Genomic DNA, 21,188 nt, shown 5'->3' on the forward strand with positions numbered 1-21,188 from the left:
TCCATCATAGGTGATAGGCTGCCATGAGTAGAAAATTTATAGGTGGAGTGTCTTAGCCTGTACTCAACGCGGTGATTCGTGTGTCCAAATCGTCGAGTTGGCCTACTTTGACACCATAGTTCTCGCCAACCTTAACGGCTTGCCCTTGGGCGATCTTTTGGTTGTTGACGAGAATATCCAGGGGCCCCGAACCGCCGGAGGATGCATCGGTCTCAAGCGAAATGCCAAGATCGATGATCTCACCAGGTGTGAGCGTAGAGATTCGTTTCATTGACAATTTACACTGTGCTAAACGGACAATAATTGGCACTTCAAGGGTCTTGATTGCTTCGAGTGATCTTGGCATGTTTCTAGTATCGGCCAAGCGATCATCTCATCAACAACATGTCCTTCTGGAAAGACGCGACTCAGCCCAACAATTCTTCTAGCACAGCCATGCGCACCGCCACGCCGTTACTGACCTGCTGCAGGATGAGGCTGCGGCTTTGGTCATCTGCGACGGCAGCAGACAGTTCAAAGTCGCGGTTGACAGGTCCGGGATGGAGCACTGGTGCGGATGGCTTGAGCTTCGCTGCCCGGGCGGGCGTCAGTCCAAATTGTTCCGGATAATCGGCACCGATGACGTCATTTTCGTGCCGTTCAAACTGGACACGCAACATCATGATCGCATCTAAATCTGAAAGAACAGCGTCAAGATCATTGGTTATCTCAACGCCTCCACTGGCACCTCCAGAGGGCCTGGGTAAATGTAAAAGTGTTTCTGGCACAAGTTGGGATGGACCAACCAAAACCACATTGGCACCCATTGTTGTGAGCCCATGGATATTCGAGCGAGCAACTCGACTGGAGTCAATATCACCGACAATGGCAATACGCTTGCCTTGAAGTTCATGCCCGCTTGGTACTGGGCCCTCTGCAAAATGTTCCAGAAGCGTCATCAGATCAAGTAAACCTTGAGTGGGATGTTCGTGTTTGCCATCGCCAGCGTTGATGATTGAACAATCGAGGTGTTCGGCGAGCAGTGCGGCGCCCCCACTGGGTGTGCAGCGAATAACGATGGCATCAACGCCCATGGCATTGACATTGCGAGCAGTATCAAGAAGTGTTTCACCTTTCGATACGCTTGAGCTTGAAGCGTAGAGATCAAGGACATGGATCCCCAACCGCTGAGCGGCTCGAGTGAAGCTGAGTCTTGTCCGGGTAGAGTCTTCAAAGAAGAGGTTGGCCATGGCCCTTCCAGCCAGTGGTCCGTTTTTTGGTCCTGGATCAGGTTGCTCGCGGAGATCGATGGCCCGTACGACAAATGCCGTCAGTTCAGCGGCTGAAAGCCCCTCGAGTTGAAGCAGATGTTGGGGGGTAGATGGAGGCACTGTGGGCATGCTGCAATTCTACCGCCGGTCTCGGGTAGACTGCACATATGCACCGCCCGACTTCAATTTGCCTTCTGGCTAGCCTGGTTCTGATCGGCATGGGCTGCCAGTCCAACAAAGGCCCCGATGTCTTAACGGTGGAATCATCGTCATATAACCAGGCCTTTGATGCGGCTGTGGAGGCAGCAAATCAGTGGGGTATGCCGGCGCGAATGCGTGATCGGCGAAATGGGGTTATTGAGACTGATCCAGCCATTGCCAGTTCAATATTTGAGCCTTGGAAGACGGATAACCCTACCTTTTCAGATGCCATGGAAAATACCCTGGGCATGCATCGACGCACAGTTCGTTTTGAATTCACACCAGTGGGGTTCGAAGAGTCAGTTCTTCGGGCAACCGAGGTCTTAACCGGCCCCGATATGGTGGCTCTGGGCTCGGCTGATCTCGACCTCACCGATTACAAGGGTGAACTTGAGTTGCGAGCTTGGGTCTTTCTTGAGCGGGCGGGGCAACCTGGCTACCAACGGAACTCTTGGACGCGCAATCGCTCGGGTGTTTTCGTTGCCAATGATCCAGGCAGGCAAACCCAAAAGGGCATTATCTGGACATCAGTGCATCGTGATGAGGCCTTTGAGCGTCGACTCTTGGCCACAGTGAGTCATGAACTGAGCCATTTATCCGATGAAGCAGCGGATGCTCAAATACCGCCCACTCAGCGACCAGCCAATAACTGGGAACGAGGCCACTGAACTGGGTTTGATGCTCAGGTGCCGCCCAATCAGCCACCAGCCAATCCAAGTTCTCGATAATGGGCTCGCTCATGCGGCAGACACGGCTCTTTAAAGACAAAATAGTCGTTTTCTGACTAAAATCGACGATTATGTCTCTACGAGAAATCTAAATAGACTTGGAAAGCGCTGAGTTTTCTTTGCCAGGGGCCGATCTATCGATAGGCTTAAAGGATGGCATTTTCGCACGCCGAACAATAGATTGCGTACCTATGATGTCTGACCACGATCAGGGAGCAGGTTGATGCGGGCTTCGAATCAAAACAAACGAAAGCAGCCCAAGTGTGGGCTCATATCAATGGCATTTGCAGCTGTTGGTTTGGCCAGTGGCTTGGCTTGGGCAAATCCCAATGACGCTGTTACTGGTTTAGAAGCGCTGGCTGAACGAATTGGCGATGTTCCCACAGGGAGTGGTGTTGCTGTTGGCCAAGTTGAGACCGCTACGAGTAGCGGCAGTTACGCACCAGATGAAAATGCGGGACAGTTTGCGGGTAAGACGATCATTGAATCTAGTGGCCCGTCTGGTGCGTCCAGCCATGCCACCCAAGTTTCGAAGGACTTGTTCGGTCTGGCCCGGAGCATCGCGCCAGGAATTGATAAAGCATATATTTATGAAGTCAACGATTGGATCAGTTCGGTTTTGCGAGTCGGAACAAGCGGTGTGCCGCTTGTGACTCCCTCTGATCAGAAAGTCGTGAACCACTCATGGATTGGAAGTGCTGGTAGCTGGGACAATCAGATTCTACGCCGAGCTGATTATGTGGTCGATCGAGACAATGTCATTATGTGTGTGGGCGTAAACAATAGTGAACCAGCCTATCCCCTGATGTCTCATGGCTATAACAGCATCAGTGTTGGTACCGTTGATGGTACGCATGCGTCAACCGATGTTGGTTCAGGTAATGATGGTCCGGGTCGTAACAAGCCCGATATGGTGGCCCCAGGTAGTAGTTTTACGAGTTTTGTTACGCCTGTTGTTGGGGCTGCGGCTTCACTGCTTCTTGAGACAGCGCGCACCGATTCTGAACTTGTAGGCAACCCTGATGCACAGCGACCTGATGTCATCAAAGCAGTTCTACTTTGTGGCGCTGATCGGAGCAATGACTGGACCAATAATCCTGTTGATGCGGGTGCGACACGAGGATGGACCGATCGTGGTCTTGATGAAGTCTATGGTGCGGGTAGCCTCTGGGTTGATGACAGTCACCTTATTCTGGCCAATGGCGAAACGAATGGCCAGAGTACCGTTCCCTCAGAAAACACAATCTCGGCACCAGGTTGGGCCCTCGATACCATCACGATTGGCGACAGTTCTTATTGGCGTTTTGAGTTGACTGAGGCAAGCGACGTTGAGTTCTTGGCAACGTGGTATCGAAAAACAAACACAGTATTTTCGACTAGTTATGTTGCAGACTTTGATCTATTGCTTTGGTCTGTTTCAGGCAATGATCTCAATTCACTACTTGGGCAAGGCCCGCGTGTCTTTGGCGGCAATGTGACCAGTGAGAGTGCTATTGACAATGTTGAACTTATTCATGCCACAAATTTAGCGCCTGGTGAATATGTGTTGCAGGTGTCTCGTGTTGATGGCACTTCAAATGCAACGAGCGATGTGGCAGTCGCATGGAAGATTCCAGAATCATCAGAGGTCGTATTGGTGGGTGACTTCAATAATGACAACATTGTCGATATTTCAGATTTCTCGATTTTCCTAGTGAACTTTGGCATCAGCTGTGATCTTGGTGACGCGTGTGTCGGCGACTTGAATGGCGACCGGACGGTCAACATCTCGGACTTCTCTATCTTTCTTGTGAACTTCGGGACGACTGCTGGCGGCTAAGTGCACATGAAATCTGGGGCATTTGACCAGCTCCTTAATCACTTTCTATTCGAGATGGCATTACCTAGACCTAGACCTAGGGCGTGGTCGGTGTACTGGTCAACGATCGATACAGTCATCAAAAAAGGGCGCCGTTTTGAAAACGACGCCCTTTTGGTTGGTATCAAGGAAGAGAAACGTATTAGTTCATTGACCTGCGTGGAACGCCTCCAATGTGGTGCGTTGGGGCAACCTTGCCTAGACCGGTCTCTGCGACAGCGCTGCGTGTTTCACACACATTGCCATAGTTGACCAAGAAGATTGAGAAGTCGTTGAGATCAACAACCAGATCGCCGTTGAGATCTGCGATGTTCTCACCGGTGGCACCGAAGTTCACTAGGAACGCTGTGAAATCAATAAGGTCAACTACACCATCATCAATGATGTCACCTGGGCATTCCTCACAAACATCTGGCACACCGTTGCCATCATCGTCAGCGAGTTCGCCGCTTAAGATCTGTCCGTAGTCGACAATGCCGTCACCGTTACAGTCGGCAGACCATTCAACAACATAACCCAAACTACCAGTCCAGTCATCCCAATCATTTGACCAGTACGCCACATCACCTTGCTGACAGAACATGTCGAGGTAATCTCGACCTTCTACATCAGATGGCTGCATCGATGGATGGCAGTCGCCCTGGTTCCAAGCTTCATAGCTCCAAGATTCACCGGTGACCCACTGCCATTGACCGGTACCTTCCTTTGTTCCACCAAGCCAGTACCCGGGTCCTGAGTCAACCAAGGGGAAACTACTGGTGATAAAGGCATTTTCCTCAACAGATGTCATGGTCGCCAAGTAACCACCCTGATTGTCAGCAGCTGCCGCCGCCTCGGTCCAATCAATCTGAGCGACTGAGAAGCGCTCATACCAATTCCCGTTCCCGCCATCTTCGACGCGCCATTGTTGCAGCTCGCACACGGTATTACCGCCGTTGTCGACATAGCCCTGGTATGACCCTTCGCCATCGATCTGGTCGGGGATATTTTGGCAGACCACCGTATTCTCGAGTTTTGGCTCAGTGTCATCACCGTTCCAGCCACCTCCGGCAATGCCACCGCCGAACCCATCTGGATGGCCATCGGCCACATTGTGATGAATGTTGCAGTTCTTGACATCAACGATTGCGCCAGGATTGATTGTGAGGAACAATGCCCCGCCCCGATCAGTTGCCAGGTTGTTGTTGAACGTGCAGCCATCCAGCGTGACGTCACAATCCGTGAAGAAGCGAATGGCACCGCCATCGCCTGAGGTGTTTCCAGTGAAGACACTGTTAGTGACCGAAACCGGGCCGTCGTAGATGGTCAGTGCGCCGCCCGTCATTGGGGCCGAGTTGGCATTGAAGGTGCAGGTGGCGATCTGCCCGGTCGAATCCTGTATGGATGCTGCACCTGAACTAGTACTCGCGGTATTGGAATCGAAGGTGCAGTCCGTCAGTGTAAAGCTGCTGTCATTTCCAGCAAAGAATCCGCCGCCACCGCTGCTGGTGGAAGTATTTTCAGCAAACGTAGTATTTGCAATAAATGGGGAGCAATTTTCCCAGCACAGGAAGCCGCCACCACCCTGAGTTGAGATGTTTTTCTCAATCGTGCTGTTCTCGATGACTGGATCGCTTCGTCGGCAGAAGATTCCACCACCATCCTGAGTGGCGTTGTTTTCGAGAATGATGCAGTTGCGAATAGTCGGGTCACAGTCAAACAGGTACAGACCGCCACCATTGTCGGCGCGGCCGTGCTGGAACGTCAGTCCCTCGATCACCGTGCCGTTGTCACCGCCACCATTGCCGATGAGTCCTCGGCGTGCGTCCTGGCCGTCAACGATGGTGGTTGCAGCGCCGCCGCTGCCGATGATGCTGATGCCGTGATTGGGCAGTGTGATGACGCTGTTGCCGTTGCTCGTATACGTGCCTGGCATGACGAGGATCGCGTCGCCGTCACTGGACGCATTGATCGCATCCTGAATGTTGTCGAAGTCGGCGTCAGGATCGTCGAGCCCGTCGTCGTCGACAGTAATTGGCTCGCAGATGTCCGGTACACCGTTGCCATCATTATCAGTCAGTTCACCGTTTAAGATCTGTCCGTAGTCGACCATGCCGTCGTCGTTGCAGTCGGCGGACCATTCCATAATGAACTTTCTTTCAACCGGGCTGCCGTTTGTGACTTCATACAGATCATTCCAAGCACCACCACAACAGTAGTGTCCAGCCTCTTCATCGGGGACGCTCAAATCGTTATTGTCAGGGCCATCGCCATTCCAATTGGTATAGGACCAAGCCTCACCACTGACCCAACCCCACCCACCATTTGGTTCAGAATATTCTGGTGAATTGATGTCCTGATAGGCGCCAATCCATCGGGCGTCTCCGCCATCGAGGTTGGTATACACCCAGGTATCTTCATCCGCAGAAGTTAAGCTGACGAGATGCCCGCCAAGGTCTTCGCAATATGAGCGGGCCGCGTGATACGTGCTGTCGATATCGACAGCCTCATACCAGTTCCCATTGCCCCCCTCGGCTTGGGTCCACTGCACGGCTTGGCCTGCTGCACTGGTTGAAATAGTGAACAACGCGCCAAACAACGCGACAAAGACTGCGAAGCAGTTGGGGGTCTTCATCTCTGATCTCCAAGTTGTACGAACGTGGTTGTGTGACTCGTGTGAATTAACAGTCGTCTTCCCACAACTGCGACACGATTTTCACAACTTCCCTCTCAAACATCACTTACCGACCCAGAGCCTAGCAGAAGCAAAGGTTGCTGCGCAGTTCTATGGCTCATCGCGATCAATGCTCACGATGGCGCTACCTTGAGAGGACTTAAGTGGATAATCGCCTCGCCAAGACCTGTCGCCGTCTGAGCGAAGACGCCCCGGTTTACTTGGCAAGGATCCTCTAGGAGTTGGGCCCAAAATAGTCACCTAGAAATCCCTGCATGGCTAGAAACATGTTGACCAGCCAACTTTTCAGCCGTCGAGCATAGCCTTTTTGGCTCTTTTTTCCTACGAAATACTGGCCAAACAAGAGCGATAAACAAGACTTTCACGAATGTGAGTGGCGGTGCAGTAAACTTCCCCCATGAAACGCCGCTCTGTGGGCCCTTCCATCCTCATGATCACCCTCCTGGTGCTCTTTGCTGTGTGCCTGATCTACCCGATTTGGCTGACGATCGAAGGTGCGTTTGTTTCTTATGACGGTGGCTTTACGCTTTATCACATCGGTGAGGTGTTCACCAATGAAGTGTTGCGCAACAGCCTCCTCAATGCATTGGCGATTGCTGGTTGTACCACACTGCTTTCGATCATCATTTCATTACCACTGGCAGGGCTCACGGCGCGTTATGACTTTCCAGGGAAAAAAGTTTTTGGCGCACTGATTTTAGTGCCCTTAATCTTGCCACCGTTTGTTGGTGCGATTGGTCTTACCCACTTGCTTGGACGTAGTGGCGCTATCAACACACTGTTGATAGATCTAGGTCTTCTCGAAACTGGTTTTGACTTTATTGGTAAAGGTGGCTTCTGGGCGATTGTCGTGATCGAAGCGCTGCACCTGTATCCAATCATTTATCTCAACGCCACGGCATCACTTGCCAATCTGGATCCAGCGTTAACTGAAGCGGCAGAGAATGTTGGTGCTGGTCCCTGGAGTCGCTTCACGAAGATCACGCTTCCGCTGATTCGCCCGGGACTCTTTGCGGGTAGCACGATTGTCTTCATCTGGTCATTTACAGAGCTTGGTACACCGCTGATGTTCGACTATCAGCAAGTTGCTCCAGTACAGATCTTTCAGTTGATAAAGGAAATGTCTGATTCGCAGCAACCCTATGCGCTGACTGCGGTCATGCTTGCGATCGCGATTGGAATTTATGTCGTTGGCAAATTCTTTTTCGGCCGCCGAGGCCATGAAATGTATGCCAAAGCCTCGGTTCAGGCGATACCTAAGAAGTTAAAAGGTATTGCTGCGCTGGGTGCTTTAACACTATGTACGGTTGTTGTGCTGATGGCGGTCAGCCCACATATCAGTGTTGTACTTTCGAGTCTTGCGGTGGATGGTTCGTGGTATCAGTCCATCTTCCCACAGCAGTTCACACTTCAATACTATGACGATGCGCTGACCCATCCCTTAGCAATGGGGTCTATTGAAAACAGTCTCGTGTATTCAGTGTGCGCGGTCGCACTCGATCTTGGTATTGGGCTGTTGATTGCCTACTTAATTGTTCGCACCCGCATCTGGGGCCGCACGCTCCTAGATAGCCTCTCCATGTTGCCGCTGGCCGTTCCCGGTTTGGTGATGGCCTTTGGATATGTGGCCGTGACCTTACGCTGGCCTTTCGGAGAGGGCGATCCGCTTGAAGGCGTGCTCAGTGTGACCGGCGCTGAGCCCAATCCAGCGGTCTTGCTAGTCATCGCATATGCGGTTCGGCGTCTTCCCTATGTCGTTCGCGCGACCGCCTCAGGCTTGGAACAGACTTCGGGGCAGCTTGAAGAAGCAGCTTTGAATATGGGAGCAAGCAAGCTCCGGGCTATTCGGACCATCATCGTGCCACTGATCATGGCGAACTTGATTGCAGGTGCTCTTTTGGCCTTTAGCTTTGCCATGCTCGAGGTTTCAGACTCGATCATTCTGGCTCAGCGTGAGGCTGACTTCCCCATGACCAAGGCGATTTATGTGCTCTTTGAGCGATTGGGCGATGGTCCCGCCATTGCCAGTGCGATGGGCGTTTGGGGCATGGCACTCCTGGCGGCCACGCTCATTGGAGCCTCAGTGATGATGGGTAAGAAAATGGGTGCCATCTTCCGGGTCTAATAAACCGTCAATAACGCAGGCAGCTGGGTATACTTTCCCTTCGTGAAAGATGTCACAAAGCAGGGCTTTGGGCATCACCAGACCCATCCACTGGCGATAAATTAGATCAGGAACTGACCACCTATGCCCTATTCCATCCATCCCGATGAGGGCTATACCGTTGATGCTGATTCCGTCGATTATCTTGACGAGACGCTCGTTGATGGTGGCGACCGCTGGGTTTTGAACTTTGGCCCCCAGCATCCAGCGACCCACACCACGCTGAGAATTATTTTGCAGCTTGATGGGGAGCGTGTCGTACGGGCCATTCCCCACTGTGGCTATTTGCACTCGGGATTTGAGAAGTTAGGCGAACACCACGATTACAACCAATATGTGTGCACCATTAGTCGTATGGACTACATCAGCCCCATCGTCAACGATGTGGCATGGCATCACGCGGCTGAAGTTCTCTTCGGGATTGATCTGACACCACGTTGCAAAGTGGTGAGAACGATTCTTGCAGAGCTTGGGCGTATTCAAAACCACCTGCTTTGTGTCGGCGCCGCTGCGCTTGATCTAGGTGCTTTCACAGGTTTTCTCTATGGTTTTAATGAGAGAGAACACATCTATGACATTCTCGACTTTCTGTTTGGACAAAGGTTCCATCCAGATGGAACCCGTGTTGGCGGCATGATGCGTGACATTCCAGATATGGCAGTGTTCCGAACCATGGTTCGAAAATTCATCGATGTCAGACTTCCGAAAGCCATGAATGATATTGAGACGTTGCTCAATACCAATCGTATTTTTATTGATCGTGTTAAAGATGTTGGCATCATTACTGAAGAAGATGCGATTGCATGGTCACTATCTGGACCACTGGCACGGGCCTCTGGCGTTAAGCGAGATCTTCGAAAGGACGAGCCGTACCTGTGCTACAAAGACAATTGGGACGGCCAGGGCGCTGAAGCTGTAAAGTTTGATGTGCCTATCGCAACCCACGGTGACTGCCTTTGTCGCTATCTGGTGCGACTTGAAGAACTCAGACAATCCCGGCGTATTATTGATCAACTGATTGACAACATTCCTGACGGCCCAATCGACTCAGATCCTGAAGGGAAGACTCGGTTGCCGGATAAAGGCGATGTCTATGGTTCTATTGAAGCGACGATTCAACACTTTGAGTTGGTCATGACCAACCGAGGTTGGGATACACCTGTTGGAGAGTGCTATGGTGCCATCGAAGGACCCAATGGTGAACTTGGTTATTACATCGTGGGTGATGGTGGCCGCTGCCCTTGGCGCGTGGCTGTGCGTCCACCAAGCTTTATTAACTACCAAACATTTCCCAAGATGTTTGAAGGACATCAACTGGCCGACCTTGTAGCGGTACTCGGTTCGATTAATGTGATCGCGGCGGAGCTCGATCGTTAGATTGAAACCCCCCTACCTTTTCTTTGCACGAGAGTGCGCAGTAGCAATTCGGAAACAACAACATGACTTGGCGAGCCAAACCATCTGCAACTACCAAGATTGAAAAGCGTGATATTCCTTATCTCACGCCGCAGATGCTTGAGTCCTATCGTAAAGACGTGTTACCCAGGTATGAAACAAAAATGGGTGCGTTGATGCCCATTCTCCACGATGTGCAACACCACTATGGTTACATTGCTGCTCAAGCAATGGTTGAGATTGCTCTCTTTTTAGAGATCACACCAGGTGATGTGCTTGACACGGCATCCTTCTATGAGGATTACCATTTAGAGCCAGTTGGTAAGTATGTAGTCGCAGTATGCCAGTCAATTGCCTGTGAGGTTTGTGGTCACCAGGCGATCGTCGACTATGTGCGTGAAAAGCTCGACATCGAACCGCATGAAACAACCGACGACGGTAAGTTCACCTTACTGACTATGGAGTGTCTTGGTGCATGTGATACAGCGCCATGTGCCTTGGTCAATGACCAACGCTATGACAACTTGAGTATCACATCGCTGGAAAAAATTCTCGAAAGTCTGCCAGATTGATGGCTTCAAATCAGAAAAAGTCGATCATGCGATGCATCGGCGAGTTCGTCGGCCATGTTGGTCGTGCGATCAAGACCACGCCTTCTGAAAACTCAGAGCGCCGGGAGATCAGCCGCACCACTGAGGAGCGAGAACAAGGTGATGTAACACTACGACGCACCACGGTTGAAGAAGTTGAGTTTAAGGCCACACGAACAAATCAAGATTCCTAAAACATGTCCAGCTGAGATCGCAATCAATGTCTACTTACCACATGAAAGAACCCATACTGACCCAGCGCATTCCAACGGCGCCATGGGGGGATCCACGTGACAGGCATCTGGTTGGTTATGACGAGTTTGTTCAGACCGGTGGCTACCAAGCACTTGATCAAGCCCTCACGATGGATCCAGCGGCGATTGTTGATTTGGTCAAGGAATCACAACTAAGGGGTCGTGGTGGCGCTGGCTTTCCGTGTGGTTTGAAGTGGACGTTTCTTCCTGAACCTGATGGGAAGCGGCGCTATCTTGCTGTGAACTGTGACGAAGCCGAGCCAGGCACTTTCAAAGATAGACTCTTCTGTGATTACGACCCACACCTGATACTTGAGGGTATCGCTATTGCCTGCTGGGCGTGCCGACTTGATACGGCTTACTTTTTTATCCGCGGCGAATACCATCACCAAGCCCGTGTGATTGAGCAAGCGATTCAAGAGGCATACGACAAAGGGATCTTTGGATCCAAAGGCCTCTTGAACGGTAAGACAGATTTTGCAGTCGAGTGCTACTTACATCGCAGCGCCGGGGCTTATATTTGTGGCGAAGAAACTGGTTTGTTAGAGGCCATTGAAGGTAAACGAGGTTGGCCCCGCGTCAAACCACCTTTCCCAGCAGTTGAGGGTCTCTTTGGGCGACCAACGATTGTTAACAATGTAGAAACGCTGGCATGCTTGCCTTCTATTCTGACACGCGGCACAGAATGGTTTCAGTCGATTGGGGTTGCCTCTTCGATTGGTGGCCCTCCGAGTTATGGACCGAAACTTGTTGGCGTTTCAGGTCATGTCGAGCGTCCTGGTGTTTTTGAAGTTGGCCTGGGTATTCCTCTCAATGATCTCGTCGATACGTACTGTGGCGGTATGCGAGGTGGCAAGACCTATAAGGGCGCGATTGCTGGAGGCGTCAGCATGGGCATACTCGGCGCCGATCAATTTGGCGCCGAAATGGATTTTGACATTGGTCGCCGGTACGAGGTCATGGGTCTTGGTACAGCTTGCCCCACGGTCTTCGACCAAGATACCGATATGGTTTCGGTAGCAAGAAATATTGCTCGTTTCTTTAGTAACGAGTCATGTGGTCAATGCACACCATGTCGTGAGGGTGCGCCGTGGGTTTATAAGTTGTTGTGCAGAATTGAGGCTGGTGATGCAACAACGAAAGATCTTGACCTGCTTCTTGAAGTTGCGGGATCAATGGGCTCAATGCCAGGCACTACCATTTGTGGTTTGGCAGACGGTACCAACTGGGCGGTACGAACCATCGTCAACAAATATCGCAGTGAATTTGAATCTCGCGTACGGGCATCTTATGTTCCGGTAACAGTCGGTGGTCAAACCGAATAAAGGTAATCAAGGGCCCCAAGAACGTCTGGAAGGCCCCTTCCTGGCCACTGATGCAACGTGGCAGGAATTACCCTTGCCACACAGCGGTGCGAGCCTATGCTGTGTCGTCTAGCAGATTCGGTCTGCATCGCTGCGGTGGGCGGCGTCAATCAACCATGCCCATCATTCAAGACGTTTTGAGGTCATCAAATTTAATGGCACCCATTGCGGAACCGTCCGCCTCGTCAGAATCTGCACCCGGCTCATCAGAAGCGCCGCTGGCAGATCCTGACCAACCTCCTGAACCGGAAAAGACACAAAAGCAATCTAAAGAGGATTGCCCAGGACATCAGTGCGTCTGTGAAGTGGATGTGATCTGGTCAATTGATCGTCCCTGCGTGATTGACCTTGAGCTTGTTACAACTCAACTCAAACAAGCCGCTACTTATCTCAAGACACAAGACAAGAGTTTTGCGATCGCCATCATTGATGATGCTGCGATGTGTGCCTTGCATGATCAGCATTGTGGTGATCCAACGCCGACAGATGTATTGACATTCGATGTAGATACAGAGTCGAGTAAAGAGGTGGCAGATATCGCTATCTGCTTTGATGAGGCGCAGAGACAAGCAACCCAACGTGGACACGCCGTTGACAGTGAGTTGCTGCTCTATGCCATTCATGGCATGTTGCACTGTGATGGACATGACGACACCAATGCAGAAGCATTTACTCAAATGCATGATGAGGAAGATCGCATTCTGACAGCGATTGGCATTGGTCCCCTCTTTTCAGGGGGGCCAGACTCATGATGCCCATCTTTGCATGGATTGTGCCCTCAATTCTACTCATCTTAGCTACGTATCTTTCCGCAATAGAACTTGCGTTAGCAGATATATCCCAGGCAGGACTTGCCCGCGCATTGGAGTCAAGTAATCGTGAACACAAGGCCGCATGGTTAAGTAAAAACGCGCGAAGCGCCGTACTGATGGCGACCATTCTGCGCACACTTGCCTCAATAGCATTCTTTGGCTTTATTCTCTTTTACTTTGTTGACTTTGAAGCAGAACATTGGACGTTTTGGCTTGAGTTGGTGGGCGCCTGCGCAGTCGCAGTGCTGTTGCTGTGGATTGTGCGAGATATGGTCACTCAGGCACTTGTTGTGCATGCAGGGACTAAATTTCTAGCACATTCGATTCCAGCTGTTTCAGTTCTAATCTTTTTGGGATGCCCATTCTCTTGGTTGTTTCGTTTCGTCGATGAAGTGGTTCGGCGACTTTCGGGCGTTCATCTTGAGACAGAAGACAAGGTGGAGGCTGAGCTTCTTCAGAGTATCGAAGATACACATCGTGAGGGTGGGCTGGATGAGCACGCAGCGGCAATGTTGGAAAATGTCGTCGAGTTTAATTCGACAGATGTCGGCGAAGTGATGACGCCGCGTACAGATGTTGAAGGTATCGAACTCACAGACGACTTAACTTTCATTAGATCATTCATTGTGGATGCTGGTCATTCACGCATCCCGGTGTACAAAGGCAGCCTCGATCAGATCGCGGGCATTCTTTATGTCAAAGATCTGGTCCCGTACCTCGGGGAAGACACTTCTGATTTTAAGTTATCGCCACTATTGCGCCAGCCGATCGTGGTGCCAGAGTCTCGACCAGTTCGTGAACTGCTTGCAGATTTTCAACGCAGTGAGGTGCATCTTGCGATTGTTATTGATGAGTATGGTGGCACCTTGGGCCTGGTTACTATTGAGGATGTGCTCGAAGAAATTGTTGGTGAAATTCATGATGAGCATGAGCCCAATGGTGATGAAGAGCCCGAACTTCGAATGATCGACAAACGCCATGCAGAAGTCGATGGTCGCTTCCATATTGATGACCTCAACGAAAAGCTCAGGTTGAGCCTTCCGGAGGATGAAGAGTACGACACTGTTGGTGGATACCTACTGGCGTATATTGGCCGCGTGCCTCAAGTTGGTGAGGTTATTGAAGCTGCTCATACCCACTTTACGGTGTTGCAAGCGACACCTACACACATTCAACGAGTTGCGGTCGCATTGGTTGAGGCGCCTTTAACAAGTGGTGAGCATGCGCCGAATGATGATGAATAATGCGTTCATTACATGAGTAACCTATAGGAAACGCGTCTTTTTGTAGGGTTATTCAACTTTTTAGCAAAGAAACTCAGCGCGCATTGCACAATGCCACTTATGGTGTATTTGCATAAGTTATGATTCGTTCACTGCGCAGATACAGTTGTGCCGATTCAACATTCAGTTCATCGGCTTGCAGAGAGGCGTTGGGGCGCAGCAAGTTTTCAGGAGAATCAAAATGATGCCTCGGTGTTTTGGGTTGATTTTTACGGTCGTATTGGTGGGCGGAGTTTTCGCTGCTGGCTGTAAAAACCAAAAGACATCAACTGCTCAAGCCAAGAGCCATGCGAGTTCTCCAGAAGTCATCACTTCGCAGTCTCATGACAAAGAAGGTGAGCAGCAATTCATCGTCCGTGGGAGTGAAGGTCATTCCATGGACGGCCAAACGTTTGTGGTGACTCGCCATTCAGAATCATCATCTCAACCAGGCGATCTGATGACGTCTGTTGATATCGAGATGATCTTTGATGGGGAGATGCCCGATGACTGGAATAGTGGTGATCATGCTTCTCATACAGTGATTGTCAATGGTGAAGTCGTTGATAGTTCTCATCTCGATGAGCCACTTCCACCTCAAGCTCGTGAAATGCTCATGCAACAAGGCATGAACACGTATCGTGATCTTGTTAATAAGGCCATGGCTTCGGAGGATCAGCAGAGCGAACATCTTGAGATGTTTATTGATTTGCATTCTGATGAACATGAAAATTCTGAACCAAACGATCATCCAATGTGGCAACGCATTGAGGAGAGTGAAATCGCTTTGTCATTTATGGAAAATGAGGCGTTGGTCACACTCTGGGGTATCGACCTTATAAAGAAGCATGTGGAGCCAGCGAAGCGCGTAGATATGTTGTCGAAGCTTTTGGCCTCCACGGAAAATAGAACTCCAATGAGGTGGCAGCGGGCGTGCCGCAATGCCATGTTGATAACCTTGATGGAGACGCAGGCAGCAATGGGCCATGACGATGAGGCTCAGGCCACACTGATGTCCATGATCGAGGAGAATATGAATGGAACGAGATCGAAAAATACCACTGAGCAAGAGTAAGCGAAGGCCCAAGGTTACGTCACACTGGAACCACAGTGCGGCGACGACGGGACGCGAAGCAGTCCCGATTGGCCGCACTTCAGGTCGAGCCCATGGCTTTTCTGCAGTGCGTCGCAATGATCGAAGAGCCAGTCGTTAAGACCTTACTATTAATAACAGACGCGGCGGGAGCAGCCCTGGGAAAGCAGATTTGGGTAAGAGTCAGATGCTAAAGAAATTCATCAAGGATGTGGGTCAGGCCCTCCCTAAACGGATTCGCCACGCGATTCTTCACCTGGGCTTTGATATCGCGCGGGAGGAGTTCGACCTCTTCGCCTTTCGCTACGCCTTAGCGCCGCACATGTTTCATGGATTGAGGCTGCTGCGTGATCGTGGATACGAGCCCGCGACCATCATCGACGTGGGCGCCTTTAAGGGGGACTGGTCGCGAGGGGTTCATAAGATCTGGCCAGCGTCGAAGCAGGTCATGGTCGAGCCAAACGCCGCGATCATTCCGGAGTTCGCGGGGGCGGCACGGGAGCTGGGCGCGACAGCGATTCAGGAGCTCCTTGGGAAGGAGGCCGGGGCCAAAGTGGAGTTCGCGGTCATGGAGTCGGGCTCCTCGGTCTTTCATGAAAACAGCCCGCTGCCTCGCGAGGTCGAAGAGCGAATGTTGCAGACGCTGGACAGCGTGATCGACTTGGAGAGGTTGGAGGGCAGTGTATTACTCAAGCTGGACACCCAGGGCTACGAATTGGAGGTTCTGGCAGGCGGCGAGGGAGTGCTCTCAAAGTGTGACATGGTGCTGCTCGAGGTGTCATTGATTGAGATCAACAAGGGCTGTCCCCTTGTGGATACGGTGATCGCTTATTTGGCTGCGCGTGACTTTCGGGCTTGTGAGGTGATCGAGCTCCATCGGCGACCCCTGGACGCAGCCATGAACCAGATCGACCTCGTGTTCGTGCGTGAAGACCACCCCCTCTTCTCCAACACGTCTCATTTCTGACGCATGCCGACGCAAGTCGCCAAGTCGCCTGAGTGACTCAGATCATAACGACGCTCGCACGCTGGTATCTCGTCGCCGGCGTGCCGCAATGCCATGTTGATAAGACCTTTGCTCGGCCCCATTGACCAATGAGGTCACCTTGAGCAGGTTTGCAGAAGGTTCATCGCGCATGAGTCTGTCTGCTGACTACAATATGTAGCTCATGACACTGAGCTCTATTCCGGAAATTCTCGACGATCTGAGTGAAGGCAAACTGATTGTTCTTGTGGACGATGAATCCCGCGAGAACGAAGGCGACTTTGTGTGCGCTGCTGAGAAGATTGATATTGGAATCATCAACTTCATGACTCGAGTTGGAGGCGGCTACCTCTGTGTGGCGCTCGATCAAGCATCTTGCGAGCGATTACATCTGACGCCTCAAGTATCGACCAATGATTCACTTCGAGGCACACCACTGACGGTGAGCGTTGATGGTCATCCACGGCATGGTGTTGGTACCGGCATCTCAGCGGCCGATCGAGTGGCCACCATCAAGTTGCTCATTGATCCAGACAGTCAGCCGGACGACTTCGTGCGCCCCGGTCATATCAATCCACTTAAAGCTCGTAAAGGTGGCGTGCTTGTTCGCACTGGCCAAACAGAAGGATCGGTAGATCTTTGTACGCTTGCCGGCCTCAAACCAGGCGCTGCAATTATCGAGATTGTTCGACCTGACGGAGAAATGGCACGGATACCAGATCTTGAAATTCTCTGCCGAGAACACAACATTAAGATGTGTTCGGTCGAGCAGATTATTGAATATCGCTTAGCCCGTGAAAGCCTCGTTGAACGCATGTCACCCCAGGAAGGTGTGCAGGTCGATACGCCTGAAGGTCCGTTCACTTTAGTCGCATTTCGAAGTGTGATTGATCCATTGCCACACCTTGCTTTCTGCGTCGGCGATGTAGGCAAGCTCAGCCCAACTGGACACATTATTCCGATTCAAGATCCCGTACTCGTTCGAATGCACCGCCGAGATCTACTTGGCGATGTTTTTAATGAGGGTCACAATCCAACAGCGGAGACCTTGCATGCTTCGATGCGCGCCCTTCAGGAAGCAGGTCATGGTGCCCTGATTTATCTGCGACCCGAACTTGCGGGAGATGGCTTACGCCAGCGCATCTTGCAGATTTCTCGGCCTCATCATGATGATGTCAATGCCCCAGACCTCACCCGAAGTGATTCAATTGCATCACGTGTGCAGCCTATGGAAAACCGTGAGTTTGGTATTGGTGGGCAAATTCTTCGAGAGTTAGGTCTGACCAAGCTGCGAATTCTCACCAATACGCCTAAGCATATGACGGGTCTTGGTGCCTTTGGCCTTGAGATTGTTGAGCAGGTAGAAGTACACCGCAGTGAATCATCGAAGGTCAGTACTGTCTAATAAAAAACGAACAGGGACATTAAGTGTCTGACGCCCATGACGATTGTCTAGCACGTTGCCAAGAAGTTGAGGCGATCCTTGATTCGGCGGCTTGGTCAGTCAATGTGCCGTTGGACGTGTCTATTTACCAGTGCCAAGATCCGATCTCATATCAAACAGCAACTCAGCAATCCTATCTTCCCTTTGAGCTGGGTGAGCGATGGGGACCGGCGTGGTCAACCGCGTGGTTTCATGTCACAGGAAGCCAACCAAGCAAGCTTGCGGGACAGCCGGTGTACCTTCGTTTCTCAAGCAGCACTGAGGCATTACTTTGGCAAGATGGTGTGCCTCGGCAAGGTTTCGATATCAATCGTGATTGGGCGCTGATCTCTGACGCAGGTGTTGAAGAGGCAGAGGTGTCACTTTTTATCGAAGCGGCCTGTAATGCATCCTTGGGCACCACTACGTTTTGGTGGGACAGTGATGAAACAAAAACCCAGTGGGAAGAGTCTGAACCTGGCTGTCTCAAACAGTGTGCGCTGGCACACCGGAATGAGCACGCATGGCAGCTCCGTACACGACTCGAGTTTGCCCGGCTCACATTAATGACCGTAGGTCATGGCCACGCATTGGGAAAACTTGCGACGCAGTTGATTCATCGTGTGTGTGACATCGTTGAGAAGAATCAATCGCATCTGACTGGTAAGCAGATTGACCATGCAATTGATGTCTTATCGATGCTTGGGTCTCAAGATCAGTTGTCTAAAGATGTTTGCGTGATTGCGACTGGCCATGCTCATATTGATACGGCCTGGCTCTGGCCAATTCGAGAAACAAGACGTAAGTGCATTCGCACCTTCGCAAATGTCCTGCGTTTAATGGAACGCAAGGACAGTCAGCGTTTCTGTTTTACGGCCACACAGCCACAGCAGTACCAGTGGGTCATGCAAGACGCGCCCGCGTTGTTCAAGCAGATTGATCAGCGCATCAAAGAGGGACGATGGGAAGTGAGTGGTGCGATGTGGATCGAGCCAGACTGTAATGTGCCGTCTGGCGAGGCGCTCATTAGACAAATTCTGCATGCCGCGAAGTTCAACATCGAGCACTTTGGCGAGGAACACCAGCCATCATTTCTTTTTCTGCCTGATACATTTGGGTTTCCTGCCTCACTTCCACAAATAATGAAGCTGGCTGGAATCAATCTCTTTATTACCAATAAGCTGTCATGGAGTCAGACCACAGGCTTTCCTTTTATGACATTCCGATGGCGTGGCATTGATGGTACAGAAGTGGTGTCTCAACAAACGCCGGGGCATGACTACAACGCGAAGCTTGATCCCGAACGTCTTTTAGCAGGACAACAGAGAGCTCGTAGTAAGGCAGGCGGCAGAGGTCTTCCGTATCTACAACCGTTTGGTTTTGGTGATGGTGGTGGTGGACCAACTGTTGAGATGATCGCAAGGGTTGGTCTTGCAAATGAATTGGCCGAAATGCCCAACGTCGAGTTTGGGGACATGCGTCATTTTGCTTCGGAACTATTGACTCAAGTGGCCTCTAGTAACACACTTCCACTGCATGATGGCGAACTGTATTTAGAACTTCACCGGGGTACCCTCACAACACATCGCCGACTCAAGCAAGCCAATCGGCGAGCGGAAGAACGCCTTCGACTTGCTGAAGTGCTATGTATGATGAATGGGGGCATTCATGTCGATGAGCGAACCTCGCTGCAAGAAGCATGGCGTTTAACATTGCTGAATCAATTCCATGACATACTTCCTGGAAGCAGTATTGCCAATGTGTATGTCGATGCTCATCGTGATCATGAAGAAGTTAAAAATCGCACTGATGAGATTGTGGGCAGCCAGTTGGATCGGCTCATAAGTACGTTGACAGTGAGCGATGAGAACACACAGTTAGCAGTGGTGAATTCAACTTCTCATGTTCAGCAGGCGGTTGTTGAATATGAAGGTGAATTATCTTATGTCGCTGGTCTTGATCCAATGAGTGTGACGATCGTTGATCAGATCAATCCAAAGTTACCACAACCGGTGGTCACAACGGAGCGCTCATTAGACAACGGCGTACTTCGTGTGGTGTTGAATGATCTTGGGCAGATTTCATCTCTGACTGGTGCGTCTTTTGAGGGTAATGCGTGCGCACAGGATCAAAGCCTGAATCAATTGGTGCTCTATGACGATCAGCCTGAGTACTGGGAAGCATGGGATATTGATGAGTCTTACTTGGAACATCCAAAGCCGCTTAATGATTCGCCTGAAAAAATAGAGGTCGAAGTGGATCATCCACTGCGAGGGTGTGTCCGAGTGGAGCGACAATTCGGCGTATCGAGTCGCATTGTGCAGCGATATATCTTAAATGCAGCAAGTGCTCGATTGGATATCCAAACAGAGATTCAGTGGGGTGAATCACAGAAGTTGTTGAGAGCGTTGATGCCCGTTGCAGTAAATGCTCGTTGGGCCACATGCGACATTCAGTTTGGTCATATGCGCCGAATGACGGGCCGCAACAGTGCTTGGCAGCGAGCCCGATTCGAGTTTTGTTGTCATCGATGGATGGATGTATCACAGCCTGGCTTGGGAGTGGCTTTACTTAATGATGGGGTGTATGGCCACTCATGTCATGACAACATGATGGGTTTGTCACTGGTGCGTGGTTCTCAGTTTCCTGATGCGACGGCTGACCTCGGTGTTCACAGTTTGAGCTATAGCCTCTTGCCACATGGCGGTGATTGGCGCCAGGCGAATGTTGATGGTCAAGCTGCTGCGTTGAATGAGCCAATAACAGTCAAGAAAATCAACAGTCATACACCCCAAACAGACACGGGCGGCACCTCGGCGCGGCCCATCGAACTAAGTACTTCTGATGGTGGCCCAGTAGAAATTGCATGCCTCAAGGTTGCTGAGCAAGGTGATGGAACAGTGCTTCGTCTTGTTGAAACCCGAGGCCGCAATGTGGAGGTGCAAGTACACTGGCAGTCCCCCATCAGCGATGTTGCCTTGGTTGATCTTCGTGAACGGCCATTGACTGGGGTTGTCAATCATGATGGTGTATCACATCAAACCAGCCTCTCGATGCGGCCCTTTGAGATCGTGACACTCCTCGCTCACTAGAGCAAGTGCGTGGTTGTGATTGCTCTGAAGGATCGGTTTGGCA

16 protein-coding genes are annotated in these 21,188 nt (G+C 51.1%); 13 read left to right on the top strand and 3 right to left on the bottom strand.

Annotated elements, in window-relative coordinates; translation table 11 throughout:
• Window positions 1-52: 52 nt before the first annotated feature.
• Both P8J86_02030 and P8J86_02035 read right to left on the bottom strand, forming a co-directional pair.
• The gene (locus tag P8J86_02030; protein ID MDG2053465.1) at window positions 53-364 is read right to left on the bottom strand and encodes a FliM/FliN family flagellar motor switch protein; all 312 of its coding nucleotides are present in this window, start codon (window positions 362-364) and stop codon (window positions 53-55) included.
• A gap of 43 nt (window positions 365-407) precedes the next feature.
• On the bottom strand, window positions 408-1,379 hold the full coding sequence (locus P8J86_02035) for an aspartate carbamoyltransferase catalytic subunit (protein ID MDG2053466.1): 972 nt from the start codon (window positions 1,377-1,379) through the stop codon (window positions 408-410).
• Window positions 1,380-1,468: 89 nt separating this feature from the next.
• On the opposite strand from P8J86_02035, the gene P8J86_02040 reads away from it, so the two are divergent.
• Both P8J86_02040 and P8J86_02045 read left to right on the top strand, forming a co-directional pair.
• Window positions 1,469-2,119 carry a hypothetical protein gene (locus P8J86_02040; protein ID MDG2053467.1) on the top strand — a complete coding sequence of 217 codons (651 nt, stop codon included), beginning with the start codon at window positions 1,469-1,471 and terminating at the stop codon, window positions 2,117-2,119.
• Window positions 2,120-2,402: 283 nt separating this feature from the next.
• On the top strand, window positions 2,403-3,998 hold the full coding sequence (locus tag P8J86_02045; protein ID MDG2053468.1) for a hypothetical protein: 1,596 nt from the start codon (window positions 2,403-2,405) through the stop codon (window positions 3,996-3,998).
• A gap of 181 nt (window positions 3,999-4,179) precedes the next feature.
• Here the strand turns inward: P8J86_02045 and P8J86_02050 are convergent, their stop codons facing one another.
• Entirely contained in the window at window positions 4,180-6,651 is a 2,472-nt protein-coding gene (locus P8J86_02050) for a lectin-like protein (GenBank protein MDG2053469.1), read from the bottom strand.
• Window positions 6,652-7,108: 457 nt separating this feature from the next.
• On the opposite strand from P8J86_02050, the gene P8J86_02055 reads away from it, so the two are divergent.
• From P8J86_02055 to P8J86_02105, 11 genes are all read left to right on the top strand, one after another.
• On the top strand, window positions 7,109-8,836 hold the full coding sequence (locus P8J86_02055; protein ID MDG2053470.1) for an iron ABC transporter permease: 1,728 nt from the start codon (window positions 7,109-7,111) through the stop codon (window positions 8,834-8,836).
• 123 nt (window positions 8,837-8,959) lie between these two features.
• Entirely contained in the window at window positions 8,960-10,252 is a 1,293-nt protein-coding gene (locus P8J86_02060) for an NADH-quinone oxidoreductase subunit D (protein MDG2053471.1), read from the top strand.
• Between the two features lie 62 nt (window positions 10,253-10,314).
• Window positions 10,315-10,842 carry an NADH-quinone oxidoreductase subunit NuoE gene (gene nuoE / locus P8J86_02065; GenBank protein MDG2053472.1) on the top strand — a complete coding sequence of 176 codons (528 nt, stop codon included), beginning with the start codon at window positions 10,315-10,317 and terminating at the stop codon, window positions 10,840-10,842.
• A 26-nt stretch (window positions 10,843-10,868) separates the two neighbouring features.
• The gene (locus tag P8J86_02070; GenBank protein MDG2053473.1) at window positions 10,869-11,054 is read left to right on the top strand and encodes a hypothetical protein; all 186 of its coding nucleotides are present in this window, start codon (window positions 10,869-10,871) and stop codon (window positions 11,052-11,054) included.
• A gap of 26 nt (window positions 11,055-11,080) precedes the next feature.
• On the top strand, window positions 11,081-12,439 hold the full coding sequence (gene nuoF, locus P8J86_02075) for an NADH-quinone oxidoreductase subunit NuoF (protein MDG2053474.1): 1,359 nt from the start codon (window positions 11,081-11,083) through the stop codon (window positions 12,437-12,439).
• 194 nt (window positions 12,440-12,633) lie between these two features.
• Window positions 12,634-13,230, top strand: a complete 597-nt coding sequence (gene ybeY / locus P8J86_02080) for an rRNA maturation RNase YbeY (protein ID MDG2053475.1) — start codon at window positions 12,634-12,636, stop codon at window positions 13,228-13,230.
• Window positions 13,227-14,534, top strand: a complete 1,308-nt coding sequence (locus P8J86_02085; protein ID MDG2053476.1) for a hemolysin family protein — start codon at window positions 13,227-13,229, stop codon at window positions 14,532-14,534. The genes ybeY and P8J86_02085 overlap by 4 nt, the downstream gene beginning before the upstream one ends.
• A 220-nt stretch (window positions 14,535-14,754) precedes the next feature.
• The gene (locus P8J86_02090; protein MDG2053477.1) at window positions 14,755-15,627 is read left to right on the top strand and encodes a hypothetical protein; all 873 of its coding nucleotides are present in this window, start codon (window positions 14,755-14,757) and stop codon (window positions 15,625-15,627) included.
• A gap of 205 nt (window positions 15,628-15,832) precedes the next feature.
• Window positions 15,833-16,612, top strand: a complete 780-nt coding sequence (locus P8J86_02095) for an FkbM family methyltransferase (protein MDG2053478.1) — start codon at window positions 15,833-15,835, stop codon at window positions 16,610-16,612.
• Window positions 16,613-16,814: 202 nt separating this feature from the next.
• The gene (ribB, locus tag P8J86_02100) at window positions 16,815-18,035 is read left to right on the top strand and encodes a 3,4-dihydroxy-2-butanone-4-phosphate synthase (protein ID MDG2053479.1); all 1,221 of its coding nucleotides are present in this window, start codon (window positions 16,815-16,817) and stop codon (window positions 18,033-18,035) included.
• Between the two features lie 23 nt (window positions 18,036-18,058).
• The gene (locus tag P8J86_02105; GenBank protein ID MDG2053480.1) at window positions 18,059-21,145 is read left to right on the top strand and encodes a glycoside hydrolase family 38 C-terminal domain-containing protein; all 3,087 of its coding nucleotides are present in this window, start codon (window positions 18,059-18,061) and stop codon (window positions 21,143-21,145) included.
• The last annotated feature ends 43 nt before the right edge of the window (window positions 21,146-21,188 follow it).

It is taken from the genome of Phycisphaerales bacterium, from assembly GCA_029268515.1.
Lineage (GTDB): Bacteria > Planctomycetota > Phycisphaerae > Phycisphaerales > SM1A02 > JAQWNP01.